This is a genomic window from Dechloromonas sp. ZS-1 (assembly GCF_039649255.1).
Taxonomy (GTDB): domain Bacteria; phylum Pseudomonadota; class Gammaproteobacteria; order Burkholderiales; family Rhodocyclaceae; genus Azonexus.
Window position 1 is genome coordinate 501,375 of record NZ_JBDIYD010000001.1, and the last position, 21,076, is coordinate 522,450.

At 60.7% G+C, this 21,076-nt stretch carries 22 protein-coding genes and 1 tRNA gene; 4 read left to right on the forward strand and 19 right to left on the reverse strand.

What is annotated here, in order from left to right:
* Positions 1-7: 7 nt before the first annotated feature.
* Positions 8-883, forward strand: a complete 876-nt coding sequence (locus AACO21_RS02510) for a dienelactone hydrolase family protein (RefSeq protein WP_346190904.1) — start codon at positions 8-10, stop codon at positions 881-883.
* A gap of 53 nt (positions 884-936) precedes the next feature.
* Here the strand turns inward: AACO21_RS02510 and AACO21_RS02515 are convergent.
* From AACO21_RS02515 to AACO21_RS02545, 7 genes are all read right to left on the reverse strand, one after another.
* Positions 937-1,012 (reverse strand) — tRNA-Lys (locus AACO21_RS02515).
* A 213-nt stretch (positions 1,013-1,225) separates the two neighbouring features.
* Positions 1,226-1,705, reverse strand: a complete 480-nt coding sequence (locus AACO21_RS02520) for a DUF4411 family protein (protein WP_346190905.1) — start codon at positions 1,703-1,705, stop codon at positions 1,226-1,228.
* The gene (locus AACO21_RS02525; RefSeq protein ID WP_346190906.1) at positions 1,692-2,840 is read right to left on the reverse strand and encodes an ImmA/IrrE family metallo-endopeptidase; all 1,149 of its coding nucleotides are present in this window, start codon (positions 2,838-2,840) and stop codon (positions 1,692-1,694) included. The genes AACO21_RS02520 and AACO21_RS02525 overlap by 14 nt, the downstream gene beginning before the upstream one ends.
* A gap of 273 nt (positions 2,841-3,113) precedes the next feature.
* Positions 3,114-5,873: a DNA polymerase gene (locus AACO21_RS02530; RefSeq protein ID WP_346190907.1), complete on the reverse strand. Its 2,760-nt coding sequence runs from the start codon at positions 5,871-5,873 to the stop codon at positions 3,114-3,116.
* A 55-nt stretch (positions 5,874-5,928) separates the two neighbouring features.
* Complete coding sequence (locus AACO21_RS02535) at positions 5,929-6,186, reverse strand: hypothetical protein (protein ID WP_346190908.1); 258 nt, start codon at positions 6,184-6,186, stop codon at positions 5,929-5,931.
* Between the two features lie 154 nt (positions 6,187-6,340).
* Positions 6,341-7,693 carry a tyrosine-type recombinase/integrase gene (locus AACO21_RS02540; RefSeq protein WP_346190909.1) on the reverse strand — a complete coding sequence of 451 codons (1,353 nt, stop codon included), beginning with the start codon at positions 7,691-7,693 and terminating at the stop codon, positions 6,341-6,343.
* Positions 7,694-7,821: 128 nt separating this feature from the next.
* Positions 7,822-8,754: a hypothetical protein gene (locus AACO21_RS02545; protein ID WP_346190910.1), complete on the reverse strand. Its 933-nt coding sequence runs from the start codon at positions 8,752-8,754 to the stop codon at positions 7,822-7,824.
* A 337-nt stretch (positions 8,755-9,091) separates the two neighbouring features.
* On the opposite strand from AACO21_RS02545, the gene AACO21_RS02550 reads away from it, so the two are divergent.
* The gene (locus tag AACO21_RS02550) at positions 9,092-9,457 is read left to right on the forward strand and encodes a hypothetical protein (protein WP_346190911.1); all 366 of its coding nucleotides are present in this window, start codon (positions 9,092-9,094) and stop codon (positions 9,455-9,457) included.
* A gap of 121 nt (positions 9,458-9,578) precedes the next feature.
* On the opposite strand, the gene AACO21_RS02555 is transcribed toward AACO21_RS02550, so the two are convergent.
* The 9 genes from AACO21_RS02555 to AACO21_RS02595 all read right to left on the reverse strand — a co-directional run bounded on the left by AACO21_RS02555 (position 9,579) and on the right by AACO21_RS02595 (position 17,221).
* On the reverse strand, positions 9,579-10,805 hold the full coding sequence (locus tag AACO21_RS02555; RefSeq protein ID WP_346190912.1) for a tyrosine-type recombinase/integrase: 1,227 nt from the start codon (positions 10,803-10,805) through the stop codon (positions 9,579-9,581).
* A gap of 194 nt (positions 10,806-10,999) precedes the next feature.
* Complete coding sequence (locus AACO21_RS02560; RefSeq protein ID WP_346190913.1) at positions 11,000-11,365, reverse strand: hypothetical protein; 366 nt, start codon at positions 11,363-11,365, stop codon at positions 11,000-11,002.
* 3 nt (positions 11,366-11,368) lie between these two features.
* Positions 11,369-11,710 carry a hypothetical protein gene (locus tag AACO21_RS02565; RefSeq protein WP_346190914.1) on the reverse strand — a complete coding sequence of 114 codons (342 nt, stop codon included), beginning with the start codon at positions 11,708-11,710 and terminating at the stop codon, positions 11,369-11,371.
* A gap of 88 nt (positions 11,711-11,798) precedes the next feature.
* Positions 11,799-12,197, reverse strand: a complete 399-nt coding sequence (locus AACO21_RS02570) for a hypothetical protein (RefSeq protein WP_346190915.1) — start codon at positions 12,195-12,197, stop codon at positions 11,799-11,801.
* Positions 12,181-12,759 carry a hypothetical protein gene (locus AACO21_RS02575; protein WP_346190916.1) on the reverse strand — a complete coding sequence of 193 codons (579 nt, stop codon included), beginning with the start codon at positions 12,757-12,759 and terminating at the stop codon, positions 12,181-12,183. Before AACO21_RS02575 ends, AACO21_RS02570 begins: the two co-directional genes overlap by 17 nt.
* Before the next feature lie 94 nt (positions 12,760-12,853).
* The gene (locus AACO21_RS02580; RefSeq protein ID WP_346190969.1) at positions 12,854-13,453 is read right to left on the reverse strand and encodes a JAB domain-containing protein; all 600 of its coding nucleotides are present in this window, start codon (positions 13,451-13,453) and stop codon (positions 12,854-12,856) included.
* Between the two features lie 591 nt (positions 13,454-14,044).
* Complete coding sequence (locus AACO21_RS02585; RefSeq protein WP_346190917.1) at positions 14,045-14,776, reverse strand: ABC transporter ATP-binding protein; 732 nt, start codon at positions 14,774-14,776, stop codon at positions 14,045-14,047.
* A complete protein-coding gene (locus tag AACO21_RS02590) occupies positions 14,769-16,007 on the reverse strand; it encodes an ABC transporter permease (protein ID WP_346190918.1) in 1,239 nt (412 codons plus the stop codon). The genes AACO21_RS02585 and AACO21_RS02590 overlap by 8 nt, the downstream gene beginning before the upstream one ends.
* Entirely contained in the window at positions 16,004-17,221 is a 1,218-nt protein-coding gene (locus AACO21_RS02595; RefSeq protein WP_346190919.1) for an efflux RND transporter periplasmic adaptor subunit, read from the reverse strand. Before AACO21_RS02595 ends, AACO21_RS02590 begins: the two co-directional genes overlap by 4 nt.
* 97 nt (positions 17,222-17,318) lie before the next feature.
* Here AACO21_RS02595 and AACO21_RS02600 point away from each other — a divergent pair, with 97 nt between their 5' ends.
* Complete coding sequence (locus AACO21_RS02600) at positions 17,319-18,290, forward strand: bile acid:sodium symporter (RefSeq protein WP_346190920.1); 972 nt, start codon at positions 17,319-17,321, stop codon at positions 18,288-18,290.
* Positions 18,291-18,409: 119 nt separating this feature from the next.
* On the opposite strand, the gene AACO21_RS02605 is transcribed toward AACO21_RS02600, so the two are convergent.
* The gene (locus tag AACO21_RS02605; RefSeq protein WP_346190921.1) at positions 18,410-18,901 is read right to left on the reverse strand and encodes an Lrp/AsnC family transcriptional regulator; all 492 of its coding nucleotides are present in this window, start codon (positions 18,899-18,901) and stop codon (positions 18,410-18,412) included.
* Between the two features lie 108 nt (positions 18,902-19,009).
* On the opposite strand from AACO21_RS02605, the gene AACO21_RS02610 reads away from it, so the two are divergent.
* Positions 19,010-19,633 (forward strand): LysE family translocator, encoded by a 624-nt coding sequence (locus tag AACO21_RS02610; protein ID WP_346190922.1) that lies wholly within the window; start codon positions 19,010-19,012, stop codon positions 19,631-19,633.
* 573 nt (positions 19,634-20,206) lie between these two features.
* Here the strand turns inward: AACO21_RS02610 and AACO21_RS02615 are convergent.
* Together AACO21_RS02615 and AACO21_RS02620 are read right to left on the reverse strand one after the other, a co-directional pair.
* Positions 20,207-20,599, reverse strand: a complete 393-nt coding sequence (locus tag AACO21_RS02615; protein WP_346190923.1) for a DUF6858 family protein — start codon at positions 20,597-20,599, stop codon at positions 20,207-20,209.
* A gap of 11 nt (positions 20,600-20,610) precedes the next feature.
* Positions 20,611-21,027: a hypothetical protein gene (locus AACO21_RS02620; protein WP_346190924.1), complete on the reverse strand. Its 417-nt coding sequence runs from the start codon at positions 21,025-21,027 to the stop codon at positions 20,611-20,613.
* Positions 21,028-21,076 lie beyond the last annotated feature (49 nt).

Sequence of the window (21,076 nt, forward strand, 5' to 3'; positions counted from 1 at the left end):
CCCTGGCATGAGCATGATCGACCCGCAATTCGACAGTTTGGTGCCAGGACGGCACCCGGATCGCCGTACTTTTCTGGCCACCACGCTGGGTGCCGGTTTTGCGCTCGCCGTGCAACCGGTGATGGCGCAAACGGCCATCCAGACGCCGGCTCAGGGCTTGTTGGCCGGAGAGGTCGAGATTCCCGTGCGCGATGGCCGGATGAAGGCCTATCGGGCTGCGCCCATGCGCCAGGGTGCGCCGGTCGTGCTCGTGGTCTCGGAAATTTTTGGTGTGCATGAGCACATTCGTGATGTTTGCCGCCGTCTGGCGCATCTGGGCTATGTAGCGATTGCGCCGGAACTGTTCGCCCGCCAGGGCGACCCGCGCACCCTCGAGGCGGTGCCGGAAATCCTCAGCAAGATCACCAATCGTACGCCCGATGCCGAGGTGATGGCCGACCTGGATGCGACCGTGGCCTGGGCCAAAACGCAGCAGGCCGATACCGCGCGTCTGCTGATCACCGGATTTTGCTGGGGCGGGCGCATCACCTGGCTGTATGCCGCGTACAACCCGCAGGTAAAGGCCGGTGTGGCCTGGTATGGCCGCTTGGTGGGTACGGTCAACGCAGTCACGCCGCGTCATCCGACCGATCTGGCCGGCGAACTCAAGGCACCGGTCCTGGGCTTGTATGGCGGGCTCGATACGGGCATTCCACTGGAAACCGTCGACGCCATGGAAAAGGCCCTCAAGGCGGGGAGTGCGGCCGCCAAGGCATCGCAAATCCACGTCTACGACAACGCGCCGCATGCCTTCCATGCCGATTACCGGCCGAGTTACCGAAAAGAGGAAGCCGAAGACGGCTGGAAACGGATGGAAGCCTGGTTCACCCAGGCGCTGCGCTGATCGTCAGGTGCCGGAAATGAAAAAAGCCAGTCTTTCGACTGGCTTTTTAAATCTGGTGGGTCGTCACAGATTCGAACTGTGGACCTACGGATTAAGAGTCCGCTGCTCTACCAACTGAGCTAACGACCCAGATTCCTGTTTGATGGTGGGTCGGGCGAGATTCGAACTCGCGACCAACGGATTAAAAGTTAACTAAACAGCTTGCTTTTAACCGCGCCACCCTTAGGGAAGGCCCGCATTATCAAGGTCTATGACCGACTCGTCAAGTAGTTTTGACGAAAAAAGGTCGACCAGATGTGCACCAGACAACCAACATGAACCGGAAAAGGACCGGAGAAGCGTTCAGCGGAAGACCGATTCTGATCGCTTGATGTAATTCAGAAAGCTGATCCATGGAACCTGAACGGTTTGCAGGGAGCAAACGGCAGGCATCCGGCAGTTCTCCAGCTTTTTGGGGGGAATCGGCTGCCAACCTTCATCGGTGACCAACTCTTTGCCAGAAACGGACGCCGTTGCAATGATCAGGATGTCGTTTTCACCAACGCCTCCGCCGTACTTGTCACCGACGATGCCGAGAAGATCTTTGATTCGCAGAGATTCTTGAAGGATGGCATTGTTGATCTCATGTGTTTGCAAGTCAGCATCTCGCAACCACTGCCAGCAGTCAGGAGAATTGGTATGCACCTCCCCCAACGCAACGGAAGACATCATGATTGATCCGTCGTTGATGCGCGCTTCCATCCATTCCCAGAGACCTGGAAACTGTTGAACCGGATAGTTATCCCATGCATAAATGATCGACGACGCGTCAAAAACCTGCATAGTGCCTTTCCAGCAGGTGTACATCCTGTACCTTCAAGTTGTCTAGGTAGCTACAGGCTTTACTGAGGCTGATCCGCTTGCCACTTAGCGCACCAAGGACGGTACGGACATAAACGTCGCCGAAGACATGCTTCGGTTCGCGATGGCGGTAGGCGCGATTGCCTCCATCCTTTACCTCGACGTGCCGGGCGTTTTTCCACTGACGGTAGGCAGCGTAAAGATCGCGTGGCAAGCGACGGCTATCCATCAAGCGGCGAAGGATAACTTCGCTGCTGACGCCCCAGCTTTTCCGGTGCTCAGCAAGCCAGTCATCATAGAGAGCGACATCGTCTGGGCGCTCACGGTCAGTGATGAGGGGCAAGAAGCTATCTGGAACCAGCAGATGTCCAGCAAAAGCGTTAGCTTCTTGCTCCCTGCCGCTACGCGCGTGCATGTCCTCATCGTCATCGATGGAACTGCTGCGGTGAAGCAGGAGATGCCCGAGCTCGTGCATCAGGGTAAAAACCTGCTGCGCATCAGCCGCCTGCTTCTTGACGACGATTACAGGACAGTCAGGATCATAGAGGGAGAAGCCGAGGATCGTACTTTCCTTCGCAATCTGCCATTTGCCGTTGTAACCATTGCTCCGGAATACCAGCAGACCTTGCGCTTCTATCGCCCGCCGGTAGTCCTCGAAGTCGTTGCTCGGTCCCAGACCAAGCCAAGCTCGGGCAGTCGCGGCAGCCTGTTTTGGCGTCAGTCGATCCAACTCAGGCGGGCTGTAACGCGGGTAGTTCCCATCGTCAACTTCTTCTCGAAGCGTCAGATATACAGTCCGCTGGCGCTCAACGCGCTCAATCAGCGCCTTGATCCGGGCGGAAAGCTCGGGCTTCTGATTCGCTAGGGTGCGAAACTGAGGGGAGTGGACGGTAGCTTCGCTGACCGGGGTTTGCTCAAGGAAGAACAACACCCCTCGCCCGAAGTATTCAGCGACTTTCTTCAGCTGGTTGAATGTCAGGCTGGGTTCGCCAGCCAGCAGCTTGTCGAAGTTGGCCATGGCGACGTCATTCGCGGAGGCGCATTCCTCCACGCTGACGCCTTGATCGGCGCAGCACCACAAAAACCTGTCCGGATTGATCCCCGCAATACGTTCCATAGATGAATTATGCCATGCTAAAGAAATCTCTTCGTGAGCAGTGGCCCACTGCCATTGAGACAACATGACCAGCCAAGTATTCCCGGACAGGAACTTGGTGAAACTGCAGAACGACGGGTGATAGGAGGTGGGGCAAGAACTATGCGTTGCCTACTTTGACGAGATTGCGTGACCCGAACCGCTCGCCTCGCTCGCGCTGACACCGGGCTGGCAGGTGCCAGCCGGACATGAAAACGGCCAAGGGTGCGGGGCACCCTTGGCCTATCTACTGCATCAAGTAATACACAGTTCCGGCGGGACCAGAAGCTTGTCCAGCTCAGCCTCAGGAAAACGCGCCTGAAGCAGTGCAAACGCCGACATTACCTCGCCGGAACGCGGCACGACCCCCTCCTCGTAACGCAACGTCTTGCGGCTGGCATTCTTGACGTCATTGGCACTGGTTTGCAGTCCGATGCTGGTCAGCCACTCCGCCAACTGGGGGCCAGAGATCGTTTTTTGCAACCCGACCTGCTCGCGGTTCCAGGCGCGCAGAAACAGGCGACGCAGCAGACCGACAGCTCCTTCATCGGTCATGTGGATACCGATTCCGCCGCGGCCATCACGGCGCTTGGCGCGTCGTGCTAGACCCAGCTGGTAGTACTGCTGCCAGTTGCCCCAGTCAGCCAGGGTTTTCATGCAATTCTTCTTGATCCAGCCATCGAAGATTGCCCGGGCAATCAGTCCGTCCTCAGCCGTCGGCCAGGGCTCTGTATCGAACGCGATGTGCTCGACACCGCGCACAGCAATCATCCGTGGATTGATCAAGCGGTTCTTCATGTCCGGTTCCAGGTTCAGCGCCTGTTCACGGGTCAGCCGGGTGAAGCGGGTATCGGTTGTCCACTGGGCGCGCGTGGATACGAAGGGCCGGATTGTCGTTTTCTGGCCGGGGCGGCGGTTCAGATAGAGGTCCAGCATGTAGTCGTTATGGCCCGACTTTGGGATCGCCGGGGGCGGTGACACGCCAACCTTGGCCAGGATCGTTTTCTGGTCGGGATTGGCCTCTTCGTGGTACTCGGCGGTGATCTGGCCGCGGGTCTTCATCACGATGACCTGGCGGGCGCGGTGCTTCTCTTCCAGGATTTCGCGCTTGCCGGTGGCGAGTTCAGCCCAGTCCATATAGCGCTGCGCCATGACGCCATTGAGAGGCAGTTCGTCGAAGCTGCAATTGCAGATGAAACCGTCCGTCGTCACGGAAAGTGCCCGCTTGCCGGCCGGCAGGTTGCAGAGGATTTCCATCAGGGTGGCGCGTACGATGCCGGTGGAGTGTGCCGCGATGACCTCGTTGGTGATGGCTGATTTCGGCAGCGGCATCGACTGCCCGCTACGTGTGTCAAACACTTTCTTCTCCTTCAAGCCCATCGCCGTGCGTCCGTAGAGGGAATTCAAAATCAGCTTCATCAACTGCTCTTTGACAGACCCTTTCGGATACATCCCGCGGCGGCGCCGTCCTTCGGCAATACAGGGCTCGAACAGCCGGGTTTCTACCGGCTGACCCGCAGCATCCGTTTTACTGGGATAGATCACACCGTGGTAAAACTTGGTGATCTTGACGCCATTACGCACGGCGACGGCCAATTCTGCTGCGGTGCAGTGAGCACGGCCGGAGCGAGGGGACAGCAAACCGCGGTTGCCGCCATCGACCAAGAGGCCAAACGGTTGGCCGGCATCGCACTCGAATTCGACGTGGGCAAAGCCGATGACATCGCCCATGAAGTCGTCCAGGTTGGTCGAAACACGTGGGTTCTCGAAGTCGGGCTGGCGGATCGACAACATTGCCGAGGGATAGGCGGCCTTCAGATCCCAGTCACGCCAGTCGTCGATCTCGCTGGGTCCTGCCCACATCACGGAGTTGAGACCGCCGTGGTAGCACTGGGTGACGAACGCGCGGTGATCTTCCCGTTGCGGAATCGGTAGTTCTTCCGTGACCGTCCGGACCTGATCCGCTTTCTCGCTCCAGACGGCAGTTTTGACGGTATGCACGCCGAGGCATTCGGCGCGATCTAAGCCAGCGTCCTTGAGGGTTTTCAGGAAGAACTTCTGCGCCAGCGAACTGGCCGTTGGCGGCAACTCCGATGAACCGGTCAGTTCCTTGGCCAGCAACATGGTTTCGGCCATGAATTTGACCACGATCTTCGGGTCGGTGAGGGCATAGCGTTCGAAAAGGGGCTTGTCACCGTCGAGTAGCAAGTCCATTCGGTCTCTGGCGTATGGGGCAATATCCACCTTTTCGATGCCGATCTGCTCGCCAACCGCTTCCAGAGGCGTCCCCATCACGGTATAAGCTGCCATGTCGCGGAAGAACAGGGAGAGCAGGCGCATCCGGCCGTTTTCCAGCACCAAGGTTGAGGTACGGCGGGGTGTCGCGGACGGCAACTTGTCGTCATCCGGGTCCATGGCTTCGGACGGTGTGCCGAAGCCTTGAGGCAGGATGCTATAGCTGATTGCCTGGCCGATCGTACAGATGCGACCACCGGCGCTGTCCAGCTGGGATTTCATCTCCTGAAATTCGGTGATCGAATCGAGGTCGGCGCGAAGAAAGTAGGCCCCGATGATGACCCGGCGGGGCCAGAGGCGGATAACCTTCTTGTCGTACGCTTGCAGCAGCAGGCGTACGATGCGGTCGATGAGCGAGATGCGCTCCCCATCCGGGGAGTAGTAGATGTCAGAAAGCTCTCCACCCTCGGCCAGCATGTGGAGTTGATTGGAGAGGATGCGTTTGCGCCCGGTCACCGGGTCATCGAAGTATTCGGTATCCCAACCGACCAGAACGTCGGGGCCATCGCCAATGGTTACCTGTGTGGGGTCCGTCGCTGCTTCCGACAGTTTAGCAGCATGTACGGCCAGCAGTCGGGCCTGGTCGGCCTCCGCGTCGTAGTCAGCGGGATCAGCGGTGTAACAGTTCAGTACCATATCCCCCGCCTTGGACTTACACCATTTCGGCGGAGCCTCGGTGCTTGCAGTGTTCAGGCGGACAATTTCGGGTTTGCGCTTCATGTGCGCTCCATAATCAGACGCCTTCCCGGCGGAAACCGGGAAGGCTGGGGTTGGATTACTGCGGCTTGGTAGCTACCTGTTTGATGGGTTCCTTTTTCTCCTCCAGGTAACTGAAGTCGATCTGGGGCGCATTGCGGTGCCGCGCTTGGTACAGGTCTTCGATCACGCGGTCGTGGTACTCCTGCGCACACGGAACGTGGCAGATGACGTTGCCGTTGGTGTCACGGCACAGCACGCCGGTCTTGGTCGAGGTGTAGTCGGCAATACGGCCAACATCGATCCGGCCGACGCCGGGGATTTTTTGAGAAGACATGTTGATGTCCTTTCTTTAGGATGCAAGGGCCCTTCCTCCATGACGAGAGGATGTGCAAGGGGTTGCGAGTTGAGGGAGGTGAAGCTGCCGCTGACCGATGCCGGTATCGGTCAGCCGTTACGGAAGTACGGAGGAGCGCGGGGGTAACACATCGTCAAACCCCTTCCTGACCGCCGAGCAGGCGCTCGCCGATGTCGTGAGCCGCCTGGCGTAGCCGCTTTTTCGGGGTGGCGAGATAGTGCACCTCCAGGGTGCGGATGGATTTATGACGAAGTAATTTTGAAACGGTCAGGACGTCCATTCCGGGTAGTTGCATGGCCTGGGTGGCAACGGTCTTCCGGAACAGGTGGAAACCCGCCCGATCCAGGCCGGCCGCCGCCAAAACCTTCCGCAGCCATTTGTAGGGTGCGGCCATGTGGCCAGCACCAGTTTTGGCCGGGAAAAGATGCGGGTTTCCGGGCCGGCGCAAAGGCTTGAGGGCGTCGAGGATCGCCGCCACGGTGCTGGTCAGCGGCAAGGTCTGCGCCTCGCCAGCCTTGGTCATCCTCAGGTGGACGACGCCGTTGGCGTAGTCGATGTCATCTGCCTGCAGCGCGAGGATTTCGTTGATCCGGGCAGCCGTGGCCAGCAGGAACTTGATCAAGAGCACGAAGAGCTCCGGTTCTTCAGCCAATACCGCGAGGAAGTGATCGAGTTCGTCGGATTCCAACGCCTTGGGGCTGGGCGGGGTTTCCTTCAACTGGCGTACACGCTTGAAAGGGTTCTCGACGATGTAACCGAGCTCGATCGCAAGCCGGAATACGCTACGCGCCGCCATGAGCACGCGATTGATCGTTGCCGGGTTCACCTTGCCGAACCGCATCGAGGTGTCACCGTCGAGCATCTGCTGGATCAGTTGCTCGCCATCGCGGTGGTCTATGTCGGCAAGCGCTTTATCGCCGAACAGCGCGATTGCGTAGCGCAACCGCGCCAGCGTGTCTTTCCATGAGCGCTGGTTTTCCATCACCCACTGGTGGAAACAGACCGTGATGAATGTCGCGAAGCTCATACACCCCGACTTCGGGCTGCGACCGGCTGCGATGTCGTCCTGGTAGCGCTTGGCCAGCGCAGCCATCTCGATGAAGGGCATCACGCCCACTTCACCGAGCTTGATGGAGGTTCTCTTCCCGGTCAGAGGGTCACGGAAACGGAGAAACCAGACGCTTTTGCCTTTGCGCTTACCCGTCCTGTAGGTGATTTCGACGACGCCAGGTAGGTCGGGAACACGTTTCTCTGTCTGCTTGGCAGCCTTAGCTTTCAGGTCAGTCGCATTGCTCCCACAGGCACGAGCCAGCGGATCGACGCGCTGGATGCGCTTGCGGCCGATCTGGTCTTTCGGCAGTACGATGATCTCGGCAGAGCGACGAGAAGGCTTGCTTTCGGGAGCCGGCGCGACAACGACCAAACCCTCTTCAGCGCGTGCTGAAGAGGCGATCGATTGTCTTGCGGTGCCGGGCTTGCCGACCATCTCCTGCTCCTGAGAAAAAACTGAAGGAGCACGGATTTTGTGACACGGCAGAAGTCTGGGGGCAAGTTAAGGGGGATTCGGAATGACCTCTTAACGGAGGGTGTGAAGAACGCATTTTGCTTACGCAGCTACAGGGAACGAACCGGCGTCCACGAGATTTCGGGGGGAGCACGGTCGTCATCTAGCGCGATGTTCCGCTCGCGATAGTCTGACTGCTTTCTTTCCAGCGCGTTACTGATCATCTCCTCCAGCTCGCCTTTGCGGATGCCGGCATAAGGATGTAGCCAGCAGGATCTCAGCAGTTGGCGTACGACCTCGTAGTCGCACGCCTCGTAGATGCGGTAGCAGCATTCCGCCACGTCATCCAAAACCAGACGGATGACGGAGTTGGCTGGATTGCGGTTACGGTCGTAGGGCAAGTCGGGCTTGATGGTCTCGAAAACCTCACCCAATCGACCCAAGTCCTTGATCAGACCAGGCAGCGTCGCTAGGTCGTCCTTGTGGAGTTTTCTGAGCAGATGCTGATCCTCCAGTTGGTCGAGCAGCAGCTCTTCGAGCTCCTGACACACGCGTGAAACCCGTTTGCGGGCCTTGCCCAGCGCCTCCTGGTCGGGCGGGCTGCGCTCGTAATCCTGCCACTTCACGATTTGGGCGAAGCGATGCATGAAGCAAAGCTCGCGACGTTTTCTGCCTAACTCATCGAGGCTGACCGGAATGCCCGGAGTGGCTGCGAGCAGCGTTTCGAGGGCCTTGAACGCCGTACTCAGGGCAGGACGATCGAAGCGACGAAAGTACGGTGAGGCATAAACCTCCCGGTGCAGCTTCTCGATTCGATGCGACCACTCCGGGTTGATCGCTATGCTGGCGAACTCGCTCCCCTCGGCAGGCAGGGGCGGATTCAGTACATCCCGGTACTCCCGAAACAGCCCGAGAAAGCTGTGATACTCGCGCTCGCGCTTCAGTCGAGCATCCTGTTTGAGATCTTCCGTGTCCATGCGCCGGGCGTTGTCGTGATTAGTTGCAATCAACTTACCACGCGGCGTCGCCAGTGACATCCCCATCGAGCAAAGCTCGACGGGGGCCCGGGATTCGGTTTGTCCTCTTCTGGCGACGCGCCCAAACCGAATCGTGGTGGATCGCCCGGTTCAGCACACCGTGCTGCCCCGGGCTGCGATGGCTGAGGCCTGGGTTAGAGGCTGTGGCGGGGTGAGCGAGCACCCTAGTAGCAGTGGTCGATGTTGAAGGAGCTCCAACTTTCAGCGCTATATACCCCAACATGGAAAGTTGGAGGGGGTGCTAGCGGGTAGCGATACCGTGTCTCTCCTAGCGGCGACTTTGCGTCGCCCCTGGCGTTTGGGTGGCAAACAGACGGATAGCCAACCTGAGGGAGTCCCGCCGATGAATATACACGTTCCTGGTGCTGCCACAGTTCGACGCCCGCTGATCCGGGCCAATCCGAAGATACCCAAGCTGGTCCGGATGGATGTCCTCGAAGCCAGTACCCATGTCGCGGGCAAAGCCTGCCAACTGCTCATCGGCCTGATGTTGCTGGTACTCGTCAGAGGAGCACCGACTGTGCCGCTCACAAGGCGAACCATGGCCCGGGTCAATGTCAGCCGTGAGGCGGCCGGCCCAGCCTTGCGCCGCCTGGAGGATGCCGGCCTGGTCAAGGTCTGGCGTCTGCCGGGGCGGGCTTCGATGGTCTGCCTGCTGGAGCCCGGCAAAACCACGCCACTTGTGATCCACCCGCAGGATCACCGCTGACACGCCGACGGGCGTTTCTGGCGGATACCGCGACGTCACCACGTCGATGGGTATGCTCTCGAAAAAAATGATGTCCCAGATACTCCATCGGCAAAATTGCCGATGGAGTATCTACAGACGATCAGGGGGTCAAGGCCATTTCCTCCTCCAGGTACGCTGCCGGCGCGCTGGCCTGCGCCAGGACACTCGCCAGACGCTGACTGGCATCAATCAGTTGCTGATCGGCGAGGAAGGCATAGCGTGTCGCTGTTAGGGTAGAGCCGGGGGCATGACCAAGTAGTGTGCCTGCCTGGGTCATGCTTCCGCCCTCATTCAAGATCAGCGTCGCGGCGGACCTTCGCAAATCATGGATTTTGAGATCAACAATGCCCGCCCGGTTCAGTACCCGCTTCCAGGCCTTCTCCGGCGACACCAAGTGGCCGCCCAGCTTGCCCGGAAAAACGTACTGCGACTTGCTTTCGGCCAATCGCCGCTCAAGCACCTGTCGGGCAATGGCATTCAAGGGGATGACCCGGGACTTCCCGCTCTTGGCGCGACAGGCCGGCAAGCGCCAGACGCCTTCCTCGATGAAAATCTCCCCGACCGTCAGCCCTAGACCCTCTTCACGGCGTGCGCCAGTAGCCAAGGCGAACAGGAAGAAGTCCGCCGCGACCCGGTTGGGCTCATCTTCCAAGGCAGCCAGGAAACGCTTCAACTCCGATCCCGCCAGCGTCCTGCTCCGGATGTTCTGCTCGGCATGCATGCGAATACCGCGACAAGGATTCCGGTCACAGTAGTCGAGCATCTGACTGACATTCAGCACCCTTTTGAGAAGCTGAAGCAGTCGGTTGGCCGTCGCCGCGCAGAGCTCAGCCTTCTTGGCATCGTGAAAGCGGATGATGTCGGCCGTCTTCAATTCCTTGAAGCGGAGATGACCGAAGGCGGGACGAAGATGTAAGCGCCAACGTGATTCCACATCAGCGGCGCTACGCAGGTGTTTGGCGTTCGGCCAGTACTCGGTCTGGAAGAAGTCATCGAGGGTGATCTCCCGTTCTTCTTCCTGCTTTGCCTCCTGGGGATCAATCCCTTGGGCGATCTGAGCGCGGAGCTCAAGGGCGATACGACAGGCATCTGCCGGGTCGATGCCGGGATAGACGCCGATCTTGATTGCCCGCTTGATGCCGGGGCCGGAAGCCCTGGACATCACGTAGCGGAACAGCCAGCTCTTCATGCCGCGTTTGGTGACCACCAGGCGTAATCCCGGCGGGGCTTCCTCGGAGGTGTACTCGATCTCCTTCCCACCGTGATCAGCCGGGCACGGCGGCAAGGCATCGATGACCTTCCGCGTGAAACGGATACGTCGTTGCATAAGATTTCCTCAGTGAGAAAGACGGTGCCGGCGCGAGCGAAGAACTAGGTATCCGCCGCACAGGGGTGAGACACCGGCCGGCACCGTCCATGGATTGAACAAGGACGCGGGAAGGCGGACGACAGGCCGGCCAGCGCCAAGCCCGCGTCAGCTGTTCCGGTCCATCTCTGGTTTTTGTGAAGGGTTTCTGGGTATCAGCCGAGCGTGCCGAGCAGGGCTAGGCCACCGTATTGCGCCCGGACAACCTCGGCGGGATCGAGAACGGCAATCTCGTTTCCGCCGATGTCAGCCAGATACTGGCGGGCAAGTACCAAGTTAGCCGTCAGCAGCCACTGCGTTGCGCCATCAAGCTCAACCTGAAGCACCGACAAGCCGGTGAGTAGCCAGGGGCACTGACGCAGCAGATCCAGGACAGCCAGCGCTTCGGCCAAGGCCCGGGGCTGGATGCCGGCTTCAAACTCCAGGATGGCCGCCCGTTCTTCCACCTGTCCGGCATCGCAGCGATCCAGCACATCACCGGCAAACGGCCGCAAAACCGGGTCACATTTTTGAGTATCCACGGGTCAATACTCCGAAGGCAGTAAGGCGGTCGTCACCGACCTGTCACGCTCGGTGATGATCCATACGCGGGTATCCGGGTCGCCGGGCACCAATGTGTAGCAAGAGAGCACGCGATAGCCGTGGATCAAGGCTTGATCGTTGGTATGGGCATCCTCAGCACCGACATCGCCCCAATCCCCGCTGGCATGACGGGCCAGGAGGTCGAAGAGGTTGGCCTGATGCTGCTCCAGCAGCTCAAGCACGCCGGGTGTGGCGGCCAGTTGGCCGAGGGGGAAGCGGGCATGGCCGGGTTTGGGTTGGCCTGCCGGCGATGAGGCCGGCGAGGTTTCATGGGTTGTGTTCATGGTGAATCTCCAGAATGACAAAACGCCGTCGGTGCGCTGGCACGGGACGGCGTCGGATGAAGGGAATGTGAGAGAAACGCGGTAGTGGTCAGGTAGCGGGTGTGGCGTAGGTCCGGCAGAAAGCCAGCAGATCAGGATCGACACCGGGCTGATCGGCGACGAAGACGTCGTAGCCGTAACCGCCATCGCTGACGACGAAGACGACCTCAAAGTATCCTTCCGGATGGGCTTCCGCCCATTCAAAGGCAGGAGCAAAGTCCGGATGCGGAAAGCGCGTGTCATCGAAGAGGTTGCGCAGCACCGAGAAGCCCATTTCGGCCTCCAGCATGTCGGCGGTATCGCCGGGCTCCACCACGATGAAGGGACCGAGCTCGTCGGCATCCCACGGGCAGCACTCGTTGATCTGGCTGATGCGGGTCTCGATCAGCTGGCGCAACCCGGCATCCGGCAAAGCGGCGATGGCGGCTTCATCACGCAGGATGCGCATGCTCGCCTCCTTCACTGTCGGCGGGTTGCGCACTCCGAAGCCGCTTGCCCTTGCGCCGGCCAGGATGAGATTCGGTGGCGGCATCGCCGGGAAGCTCCTGCCGGGTCAGGTCGGGCGTTGCATCGGCAACCTGGGTTTCCTTGGCGGGTGGAACATAGGGCTCACCGTCTTGCGCCAGCAGGCCGGCTTTCCAGGCGTCCCACGTCTCGGTCAGCTGATGCAGATGCGCTTGCCCGTCGACCGGCAGCACCAGCCCTTCGGCACGCAAAATGGCCGCCAGAAAGCCAGGGTGGTTCGAGGACTTGCCTCGCATCGCCGGCGCCAGACACTTGGCGGCAAACGCCTGGGCGGGGTCTGTCGGCAAGCAGGCTTCCACCCCCGCCACTGAAAACACTTCACGCGAGTAATAACCGCCGCCCTCATTCGCGACCAGGGTCAGGTACAGCTGCTGGCGTTCGGCATCGCAGAGAATCTTGTAGGTGATACCCCCGCCGTTGCGACCGAGTTTCTGGGCGGTGGCGGTCTTGAGGCAGAGATAAGTGGGGACAAACGATTGGGTCATGATCAGGATCCTCATTCAGAAAAGTAGAAGCCCCCGATGACCAGCGAGGTCATCGGGGCACGAAACACAGCAACTTGCAGCAGGCGGCACCCCCTCACAGCAGCCCCCGCTCGGCAAAGGAGACGGGAGGCGCGTTGCCGGCGACGATGAAATGGTCGAGTACCTTCACATCGACCAGTGCCAGAGCAGCCTTCAGGGTGTGGGTCAGTTGCTCGTCGGCCCGGCTGGGTTCCGCCACGCCGGAGGGATGGTTGTGGGCGAAGATGACGGCCGCCGCGTTGCGCTCCAGGGTCAGCTTGACGATCTCACGGGGATACACCGCCGTCTGGGTCAGGGTGCCTCGGAACAGCTCGACGTCATCAATCAGGTGATGCTGGTCATCGAGCAGCATCACCCTGAAGACCTCATGCGGCAGATCGGCGAGGCGTAAGCGCAGGTAGTCGCGGACGTGGGTGGGGTAAGCGTAGACATCGCCGGGGCAGACCTGCTCGCGTAGTGCCCGGGCGAGCAGTTCCTTGGCGACCGCCAGGGTGCGGCAGGCGCCGTAGCTCACGCGATGCTCCTGAACAACGGGCGGTTGGGCGTGCAGCGCGAAGAGATCAGGCAGCGAGTGCCGGGACAGCAGGGCATCGGCGTCCTCGCCCAGCAACAGTCGCAGCAGTTCATCGTCAGACAGATGCTGAACGGCGGGCATGCCGCCGTGGTGTTCGGTGGGTCGGGTCATGGTTCAGAATCCTTTCGCCAGAAAAGCAAAAGCCCCGATGACCAGCGCGGTCATCGGGGCTTGATGGCGGTGAGAGATAGGTGGCGCGGACTAGAAACGCGACCGGTGGTGGTCGTCGATCAACTTCTGGACGGCAACGGTGGTGAGCGCGGTGACAAGCGCTTCAACGACGGGGACAAAAACGACGGGTAGCACGGACATTCTCCTTTTTTTCCGGGGTTAGAAAAGTGAAACCCCGGGTACCTTGCGCCAACCGGGGTCAGGAGAATGATATGCAGACAGGATGGGCAGCTATTTCGCTACGAGTTCAGCTGTTCGGCCTGAGCGGACCTTGGGCCTCCGGGCAAAATCAGGCGGTAATCTGCCGGTTACCAGCCCTTCAGATCGACAGTCAAAATTCATGCTCAAAAAGAAACAGATGAATCGGGGCATGCATGTCTCTATTAACCTTTCGCTTCTAGCAGCCTTCTCCCTCGTCCTGCTCAGCGTTGTGTAGAGAGTCCCGCTTGTCGAAAAAACGGGCGGCCTTGTTGTTGGAGGTGAGCAGCTTGGAGACTTTCTCTAGCGGATGGCGTTGGCGTGATCGGAGACGATGGCGCCGTCGACCAGTTCAATGATCCGGTCGCAGCGCGCCGCTAGGCGCGGATCGTGGGTGACGATGAGGAAGCTGGTACCGGCCTGCCGGTTGATCTGGCGGAGCAAGGCAAAAACATCGTCAGCCGAGTGGGTATCGAGGTTGCCGGTCGGCTCGTCGGCCAGCACCAGTTGCGGCTCCATACACAGCGCTCGGGCGATGGCGACGCGCTGCTGCTGGCCGCCGGAAAGGCGGTTGGCAAGATGCTGCTTGCGCTCGCCCAGGCCCACCTGATCAAGCAGCCGGCCCGCTCGTTCGTACATTTCTTCGTCTGGCCGGCCGCGGGCGACGAGCAGCGGCATGGCGACGTTTTCGAGGGCGGTAAAGGCGGGAATCAGGTGGTGATGCTGAAAGACGAAACCGATGCTGCGCCCGCGCAGGCGGGTCAGGTTGTTGTCGTCGAGGCCGGTGGTTTCTTCACCAGCGATGCTCAGGCGGCCACTGCCGGGACGGTCGAGCAGGCCGATCAGGTTGAGCAGCGTGCTTTTGCCCGAGCCGGATGGCCCGATCAGCGCCGCGAACTCGCCGGGCTGCAGCGTGAGGTCGATGCCGTGCAGGATCTCGGTCTCGGTTTCGCCGCTGCCGTAGGATTTGCGCACGCCCGCAAGTTGCAGCACGGGCGGCTTGGCAGTCACCGACTCAGTCACCGAATCAGCCACGGATGGCCACCACCGGATCAAGGCGCGCCGCCCGTCGTGCCGGCAGCATAGCCGCCAGAATCCCGACCAGACTGGCGCCGCCGGCCGCGATCATCACCAGACCCGGTTCGACGCCGATGACAAACATCGGCGTGCCATCCGGGTTGCGCGCCAGCGTTTGCCAGAGCAAAAGAAAAGCACCGGCCAGCGCCGAACCGAGCAGCGAACCGAGAAAGCCGACGATGCCCCCCTGAAGCAGGAAGATGCGCAACATCTGCGCCTGTGTCGCACCCATGGCGCGCAGGATGCCGATTTCCTTGCTGCGCTGGATCACCGATACCACCAGCACGCTGGCGATGCCGAAGGCGACCGAGAGGCCGATGAAAAAGCGGATGACGTTGGACGACACCCGCTGCGAGGTCAGCGCGTTAACAAACTGGGCGTTGCTGCGTATCCAGCTATCGGCCACCAGCCCGGTCTCGGCGGCGATACGCGCCGCCAGCCGCTCGGCCTCGTCGAGATCGCGCAGCGCCAGATCCATGCTCGACACACCACCGACCAGATCGAGCAGGCTCTGGCCGGTACGCAGCCCGACATAGACATTGCGGGCATTCACGCCCTTGTTGCCGAGATCGAAAATACCGGTCACGGTCAGCGTTTCGCCGGCACCGCCGGCGGTGGAGACGCGCAGCTTGTCGCCGAGTTCGGCGCCGAGATCACGCGCCAATTCGCTGCCGATGACCACCTCGCCGGCACCGACGCGCAGTTGCCCGGCAATCAGCCGGTCGGCCAGCGAAACCACCCGGTTGTACAGATCAGGCTCGATGCCAAGCAGGGTCACCGCCTTGGTCGCATCGCCGCGCACTGCAAAGGCCGGGCCGGCGGCTACGGGCGACACGGCAGCGACTTCCGGCCACGCCGCCAGCCGCTCGCGCAGCGGCTGCCACTGGTCGATGGAACGCAGACGTTGGCCCTGCTTTTGCAGATTGAGGGCAGTGGCCAGATCACCCGACTGCGGCCGTGCGACTTCCTCCGGCGGCAGCAGCACGATGTGCGCCTGCGAACTGAGGGTGCGCTTGATCAGGTTGGCCTGCAGCCCGGAAAGCAGGGCTGACATGAAGACGATGACGGCAACGCCAACCCCGACGCCGACGATGATCAGCAGCGACTGCGTGCGCCCTTCACGCAGGAAGCGCAGCGCGGCGATCCACTCGAAAGGCTGCCGCCAGTGAAAACGGGCGATTTTCGTCATTTTTCCTGGTTCACCACAGGTCGCAGACGGCCTTCGGCCACGGCCACCGATGCCGGCAAGACCAGATCGCCGGCAGCCAACCCCTCAACCACCTCGACCCGGCCTTTGCCGCGCACCCCCAGGCGCAGCGCCTGCTTCTGCGCCACGCCCTCTCGCACAACCATGACCCATGGCGCGGCGCTGCTGGCATCCCGCAAGGCCTCGGCGGGAATCTGCAGCGCCGAAGCGCGGCGGGCGGTGTCTATGTCGATGGAGACGGTCATTTCATTCTTCAGGTAGGCCGGCGGCTCGGCAACGCGCAGACGTACCTCCACCGAGCCGCGCTGGGCATCGACCGCCGGTGCGATGTAGGCAACGGTGGCGGCAAAGTTCTGCTGCGGGTAGGCGTCGGCCGATACCCGCGCCGTCTGACCCATTGCCAGCAGGCCGATATTTTTTTCGTCGATCTGCACCGTCAGCTCTGTTTCCGCATCCGGTGCCAGCACCAGCAGCACCTTGCCCGGCTGCACCGTATCGCCCGGCTCGACGTTGCGCGTCAGCACCCGGCCGGCCAGCGGTGCGCTCAGGCTGGCATAGGCCAGCCGGGCTTCGGCCAGCGCCAGCGTCGCCCGCGCCTGATCGAGCGCGGCGCGGATGGCCTGTGCGTCGGCCCCCTCGGGTCGGTTGCTCGCCACTTGCGCCTCGCCACTCTTCAACTGGCTTTCGGCCACGGCCAGCGCCCGGCCGGCTTCATCGAGTTGCGCCGGGCTGTAAAAACCGCGATTGACCAACTCGCTGGTGCGTTCAAAGTGCTTTTTTGCCTGCTGCCAGTTGGCCTCGGCCTGCAGCCGCCCCTGCTCGGCCACCGGCCGCGCCAGTTCGGCCACCTGCCGCAGGCGCGCCTCGCTCTGGGCCAGCCCGGCCTGGGCCTGCGCCCGCGCCGCCTTGAGTTCGGCATCATCCAGCCGCAGCAGCACCTGCCCCGGCGTCACGGCATCGCCTTCGCGAATGGCCACCGCCACGACGCGCCCGGCAAGCTGCGCCGACATTTCGATGCGCTGCGGCGTGCGCACCCGGCCGCTGGCGACGATGGACTGGCGCAATTCGCCCTCCACCACCGGCCAGGCCGGCAGGGATTCACCAAGCAGCGGCTGGCGGGCAACGAGGCCGATGGCCAGCACAACAGCAGCCGGCAGGAGGTAACGCAGAGGCCGGGACTTGGGGAGTGGAAGCATGGGGTAAATTATATTAGAAAATTCTAATTTAGGCTTTGATCGGCGCTATAATTGCGCCCTGACACTTAGGCTGGCTGCGGGGCCCCTGGAGAATGTAATGCTGAAACTCTTATCGCGGATCACCAAAAATCTGCTCCTGGCGATTCCTGTCGCCATGCTGCTCGGCTTCATGTTCGGGCTACTGACACCCGCAGGCTGGCTGAAGTCGCTCATTGTGCCCCTCACCTTCCTGATGGTTTATCCCATGATGGTCAGCCTGAAACTGGCCAAAGTGCTGGAAGGCGGCGATGGCAAGGCGCAAGGCCTGGCGCAGCTGATCAACTTTGCCATCATCCCCTTCGTCGCCTTCGGCCTCGGCCGCCTGTTTTTCCCCGAACAGCCCTTTTACGCCATGGGCCTGCTGCTCGCTGCCCTGCTGCCAACCTCGGGCATGACCATTTCCTGGACCGGTTTTGCCGGCGGCAACCTCGGCGCCGCAGTCAAGATGACTGTGCTCGGCCTGATCCTCGGCTCGCTGGCCACGCCCTTCTACGTGCAGTGGCTGATGGGCGCGCATGTCAGCGTCGATCTGCCGGCGGTGTTCATGCAGATCGTCTTCATCGTCTTTCTGCCCATGGTGGCCGGCCACCTCACCCAGTCACGGCTGATCGCGAAGTATGGCCAGAAGACCTTCCAGAGCGACTGGGCGCCACGCTTCCCGCCCTTCTCGACGCTGGGGGTGCTCGGCATCGTGTTTGTCGCCATGGCCCTCAAGGCACCGCAACTGGTCGCCCAGCCCGACGAACTGCCGAAACTGCTGCTCCCCCTGCTCGCCCTCTATGGCATCAACTACCTGCTCAGCACCGCCGTCGCCCGCCTGCTGCTCCCCCGCAGCGACGCCATCGCCTTGGTTTACGGCACCGTCATGCGCAACCTGTCGATTGCCCTGGCCCTGGCAATGAACGCCTTTGGCAGCGCCAGCTCCGACGCCGCGCTGGTGATCACGCTGGCCTACATCATCCAGGTGCAATCCGCTGCGTGGTACGTCAAGCTCACCGACCGCCTCTTCGGCGCCAAACAAAACACCTGATTTTTGCCGGTTTTCCGGGTTCACCGCAGCTTTTGTGGGTGGGTATCATCCTGAATGTCTCTATTCTTGGACGTGTTCAGTTTGCATCCCGGCCCCAAGCCGCCACGCCCTTTTCTCTCTCAAACCGGTATTGCGGTAGAGGACTTCACTTCCCGCAGGGAAAGATTGGAGCGAATCGAAGTCACTCCAGGCAGCTTGCGCAGTTCGTCACGAACGAACACGCCATAGGCATCCAGATCGCTGGCTACGATTTGCAGCATGTAGTCGCAATCACCAGTGACGTTATGGCAAGAGAGAATCTCGGGCATGCTGGCCACGAGCTTCTCAAATTGCAATGGCGCTTCGCCGGCATGATTGCCCAGGGTGACCTGTACGAATGCCACAACGCCATAGCCAAGCTTCTTCCGATTCAGATTTGCCTGGTAACCCTCAATGAATCCATCGACCTCAAGACGCTTGATGCGTCGCCAGCAGGGTGTTTCACTCAGAGAGAGTTTCTCGGCCAGCTTGGCATTCGACAGCCGGCCGTCGCCTTGTAGCGCCCGCAATATTGCCAAGTCGGTCAGGTCAAGCTGCCCAGGAAGTGGATTCATGTTGCAAATGGCTTTCAATTGAAAGAATCCGCCAAATACTACGGCGACCCATGAAGAAATAGCAAGTCAATTTCGGGCAGCACATGGGAATATCTGCCTTCCGAAAACAGCCTCACGAGCACTTTGATGATTACCTTGCCCGACCTGTTGGTGTTTGTTGCTGCGCTGACTGCTGTCTATCTTCTGCCCGGCCCTGACATGGCCCTGGTTCTATCCACATCGGCGTTCCGCGGGCCAAGGAGCGGCTTGATGGCGGCTGTGGGATTGGCGATTTCACGAACAGTCCATGTCGCACTCTCCGCTCTGGGCTTGGCGGCGCTGTTTCACACGCATCCCGTTTTGTTCGATGTTGTTCGATGGTTTGGCGCCGCATACCTGCTGTTTCTCGCATGGAAAATGCTGCAAGTCGAAAAAACAGAGGGATTTGCAAGCGCCAATACCACCGGTAAAGGCTTGGAGGCCATCCGCAGTGGGGTGATGACCAATTTGCTCAACCCGAAAGCGCTGATGTTTTGTGCGCTGTTGTTGCCGCAGTTCATATCCACTGAGCACGACCTGACAGCGCAGTATCTGACGCTTGGCGCCATTCTGGTCGGACTGGGATTTGCGTTCGATGCGCTCTATGCCCTCACGGCTTCGCGCCTCGCGAAGCGCTTTTCTGGTTCCGGCACGATGCAAAAGGCCACGAAGCTGATGTTCTCGACCATCTTTGGGTTTGCAGCAATCCGCTTGGCAATCGGCGGCAACTGATTGGCGGTGGCATCGGTAAATGAGTAAGCAGCCGTTGCCCAACTTGGCTGGCCACGAACTCAGCTAATCAGTGCTCCTCGGTGTACTTCCTGTACGTGAAGTCACCACCAACAGGAGTCGCAACATCGCCACACACCCGAACGACACCAACAAGACGGCTGCCCACGACCAATCCGGGAACAGGTAAGACGTTGTCGCTGCCAGCATCAAGAAAATGAGTACAAAGAACATGTGCTTAGCCTTGGTGAATGGATGGATGAAACGCCGAGCTATCAGACGCCGGGCTAGGCAGCCCCGAGCCGCCGCGCCTCAAACGTTTTGCCACCCCGAATGCAATGGACGCGATTGTAGTTGACATGGCCCACGGTCGAATTTGGCCGAGAGCGTATTTTGGGTAATGCCGCCGTATCGGCCCCAGTAATGCTCTAGCCAGCCTCGCCGCTTCCTGCCACTTGCCTGCACGACTACACCTGATTTTTACCCAATTTCCGGGTTGACCGCAGCGACCGCGCAAGGGGCGCAACAATGGTCAAAAGACCCCGGCCGGAGGCCGGGATCATCGCTCTACCTCGCTCAGGCCGCTTTTCGCAGCCCGCGTGTCCAGGCCTCCATCGCCTCGTTGGCGGGCTGCATTGGCGCCTCCATGAAGCTGATGACGAACTTGTCGTCCATGTCGGCAATGCCGATGGAGCGTGGGCGGACGGCGAGCATTTGCGGCGTCGGGATGGCGAAGCCGAAGCAGAAGATGACATCGACGGCGCCGGTCATGCCTTCGACAATCGGCCCGCCGATTTTCTGCGTGTGGGCGTAGTGGTCGAACACGCCGATGAACTGAACCTTGGGGTTCTCGGCAATCTTCGCCTGGTAGTAGGCAACCAGGTCGTCGATGTTGCGGCAGTCGGTTTCATCCTTGCCGATTTCAGCAACGAAGATTGGATACTTTTCCTGCAACAGGGTCTGTTTCATCTCGGCTGCCCTCAGAAAGCCATGACCTTGCGTTGCGGTTCGAGCAGGGCGCGGCCTTGCACGTCTGGCTTGGCTGCGCTGATGCCGTCCTTCAGCTGGTCCGGGGTGTGGCCGGTGTTGGGCAGGTAGAGGGCGCAGACGGAGGCGGTAGCGCCTTTCTTCATGGCGGAATCGAGCAGTTGCGCCGGGGTAACGTCCTGCGGCTTGAGCTTCTCACCACCGGCGCCCTTGAGTGCGAGGTCGCCGGCCTTGTCGCACAGCAGCACATGCACCTGCCCGCCCTGTGCCTGCATCTGGTTGGTGAGAACCAGGGCAACGCCTTGGGTCATGGTGCTGGCAGAGGTGACGATCACGGTCACCGGTTGGCCTTCGGCCTGGGCGGCACCGACTGCGGCAAAGAGGGAAAGGGCGAGCAGCGATTTTTTCATGGGAAACTCCAGAGGGTGTAGGTAAGTGCGAATGCGCGGGAGGGCGCGG

Coding starts and splice junctions, on each gene's coding strand:
- AACO21_RS02545 (WP_346190910.1), bottom strand. CDS start 8,754: ATGGGGATGTCACTGGCGACGCCGCGTGGTAAGTTGATTGCAACTAAT.
- AACO21_RS02620 (WP_346190924.1), bottom strand. CDS start 21,027: ATGAAAAAATCGCTGCTCGCCCTTTCCCTCTTTGCCGCAGTCGGTGCC.
- AACO21_RS02510 (WP_346190904.1), top strand. CDS start 8: ATGAGCATGATCGACCCGCAATTCGACAGTTTGGTGCCAGGACGGCAC.
- AACO21_RS02590 (WP_346190918.1), bottom strand. CDS start 16,007: ATGACGAAAATCGCCCGTTTTCACTGGCGGCAGCCTTTCGAGTGGATC.
- AACO21_RS02580 (WP_346190969.1), bottom strand. CDS start 13,453: ATGCCCGCCGTTCAGCATCTGTCTGACGATGAACTGCTGCGACTGTTG.
- AACO21_RS02550 (WP_346190911.1), top strand. CDS start 9,092: ATGAATATACACGTTCCTGGTGCTGCCACAGTTCGACGCCCGCTGATC.
- AACO21_RS02600 (WP_346190920.1), top strand. CDS start 17,319: ATGCTGAAACTCTTATCGCGGATCACCAAAAATCTGCTCCTGGCGATT.
- AACO21_RS02525 (WP_346190906.1), bottom strand. CDS start 2,840: ATGGAACGTATTGCGGGGATCAATCCGGACAGGTTTTTGTGGTGCTGC.
- AACO21_RS02565 (WP_346190914.1), bottom strand. CDS start 11,710: ATGAACACAACCCATGAAACCTCGCCGGCCTCATCGCCGGCAGGCCAA.
- AACO21_RS02575 (WP_346190916.1), bottom strand. CDS start 12,759: ATGACCCAATCGTTTGTCCCCACTTATCTCTGCCTCAAGACCGCCACC.
- AACO21_RS02555 (WP_346190912.1), bottom strand. CDS start 10,805: ATGCAACGACGTATCCGTTTCACGCGGAAGGTCATCGATGCCTTGCCG.
- AACO21_RS02535 (WP_346190908.1), bottom strand. CDS start 6,186: ATGTCTTCTCAAAAAATCCCCGGCGTCGGCCGGATCGATGTTGGCCGT.
- AACO21_RS02520 (WP_346190905.1), bottom strand. CDS start 1,705: ATGCAGGTTTTTGACGCGTCGTCGATCATTTATGCATGGGATAACTAT.
- AACO21_RS02530 (WP_346190907.1), bottom strand. CDS start 5,873: ATGAAGCGCAAACCCGAAATTGTCCGCCTGAACACTGCAAGCACCGAG.
- AACO21_RS02615 (WP_346190923.1), bottom strand. CDS start 20,599: ATGAAACAGACCCTGTTGCAGGAAAAGTATCCAATCTTCGTTGCTGAA.
- AACO21_RS02540 (WP_346190909.1), bottom strand. CDS start 7,693: ATGGTCGGCAAGCCCGGCACCGCAAGACAATCGATCGCCTCTTCAGCA.
- AACO21_RS02595 (WP_346190919.1), bottom strand. CDS start 17,221: ATGCTTCCACTCCCCAAGTCCCGGCCTCTGCGTTACCTCCTGCCGGCT.
- AACO21_RS02610 (WP_346190922.1), top strand. CDS start 19,010: ATGATTACCTTGCCCGACCTGTTGGTGTTTGTTGCTGCGCTGACTGCT.
- AACO21_RS02570 (WP_346190915.1), bottom strand. CDS start 12,197: ATGCGCATCCTGCGTGATGAAGCCGCCATCGCCGCTTTGCCGGATGCC.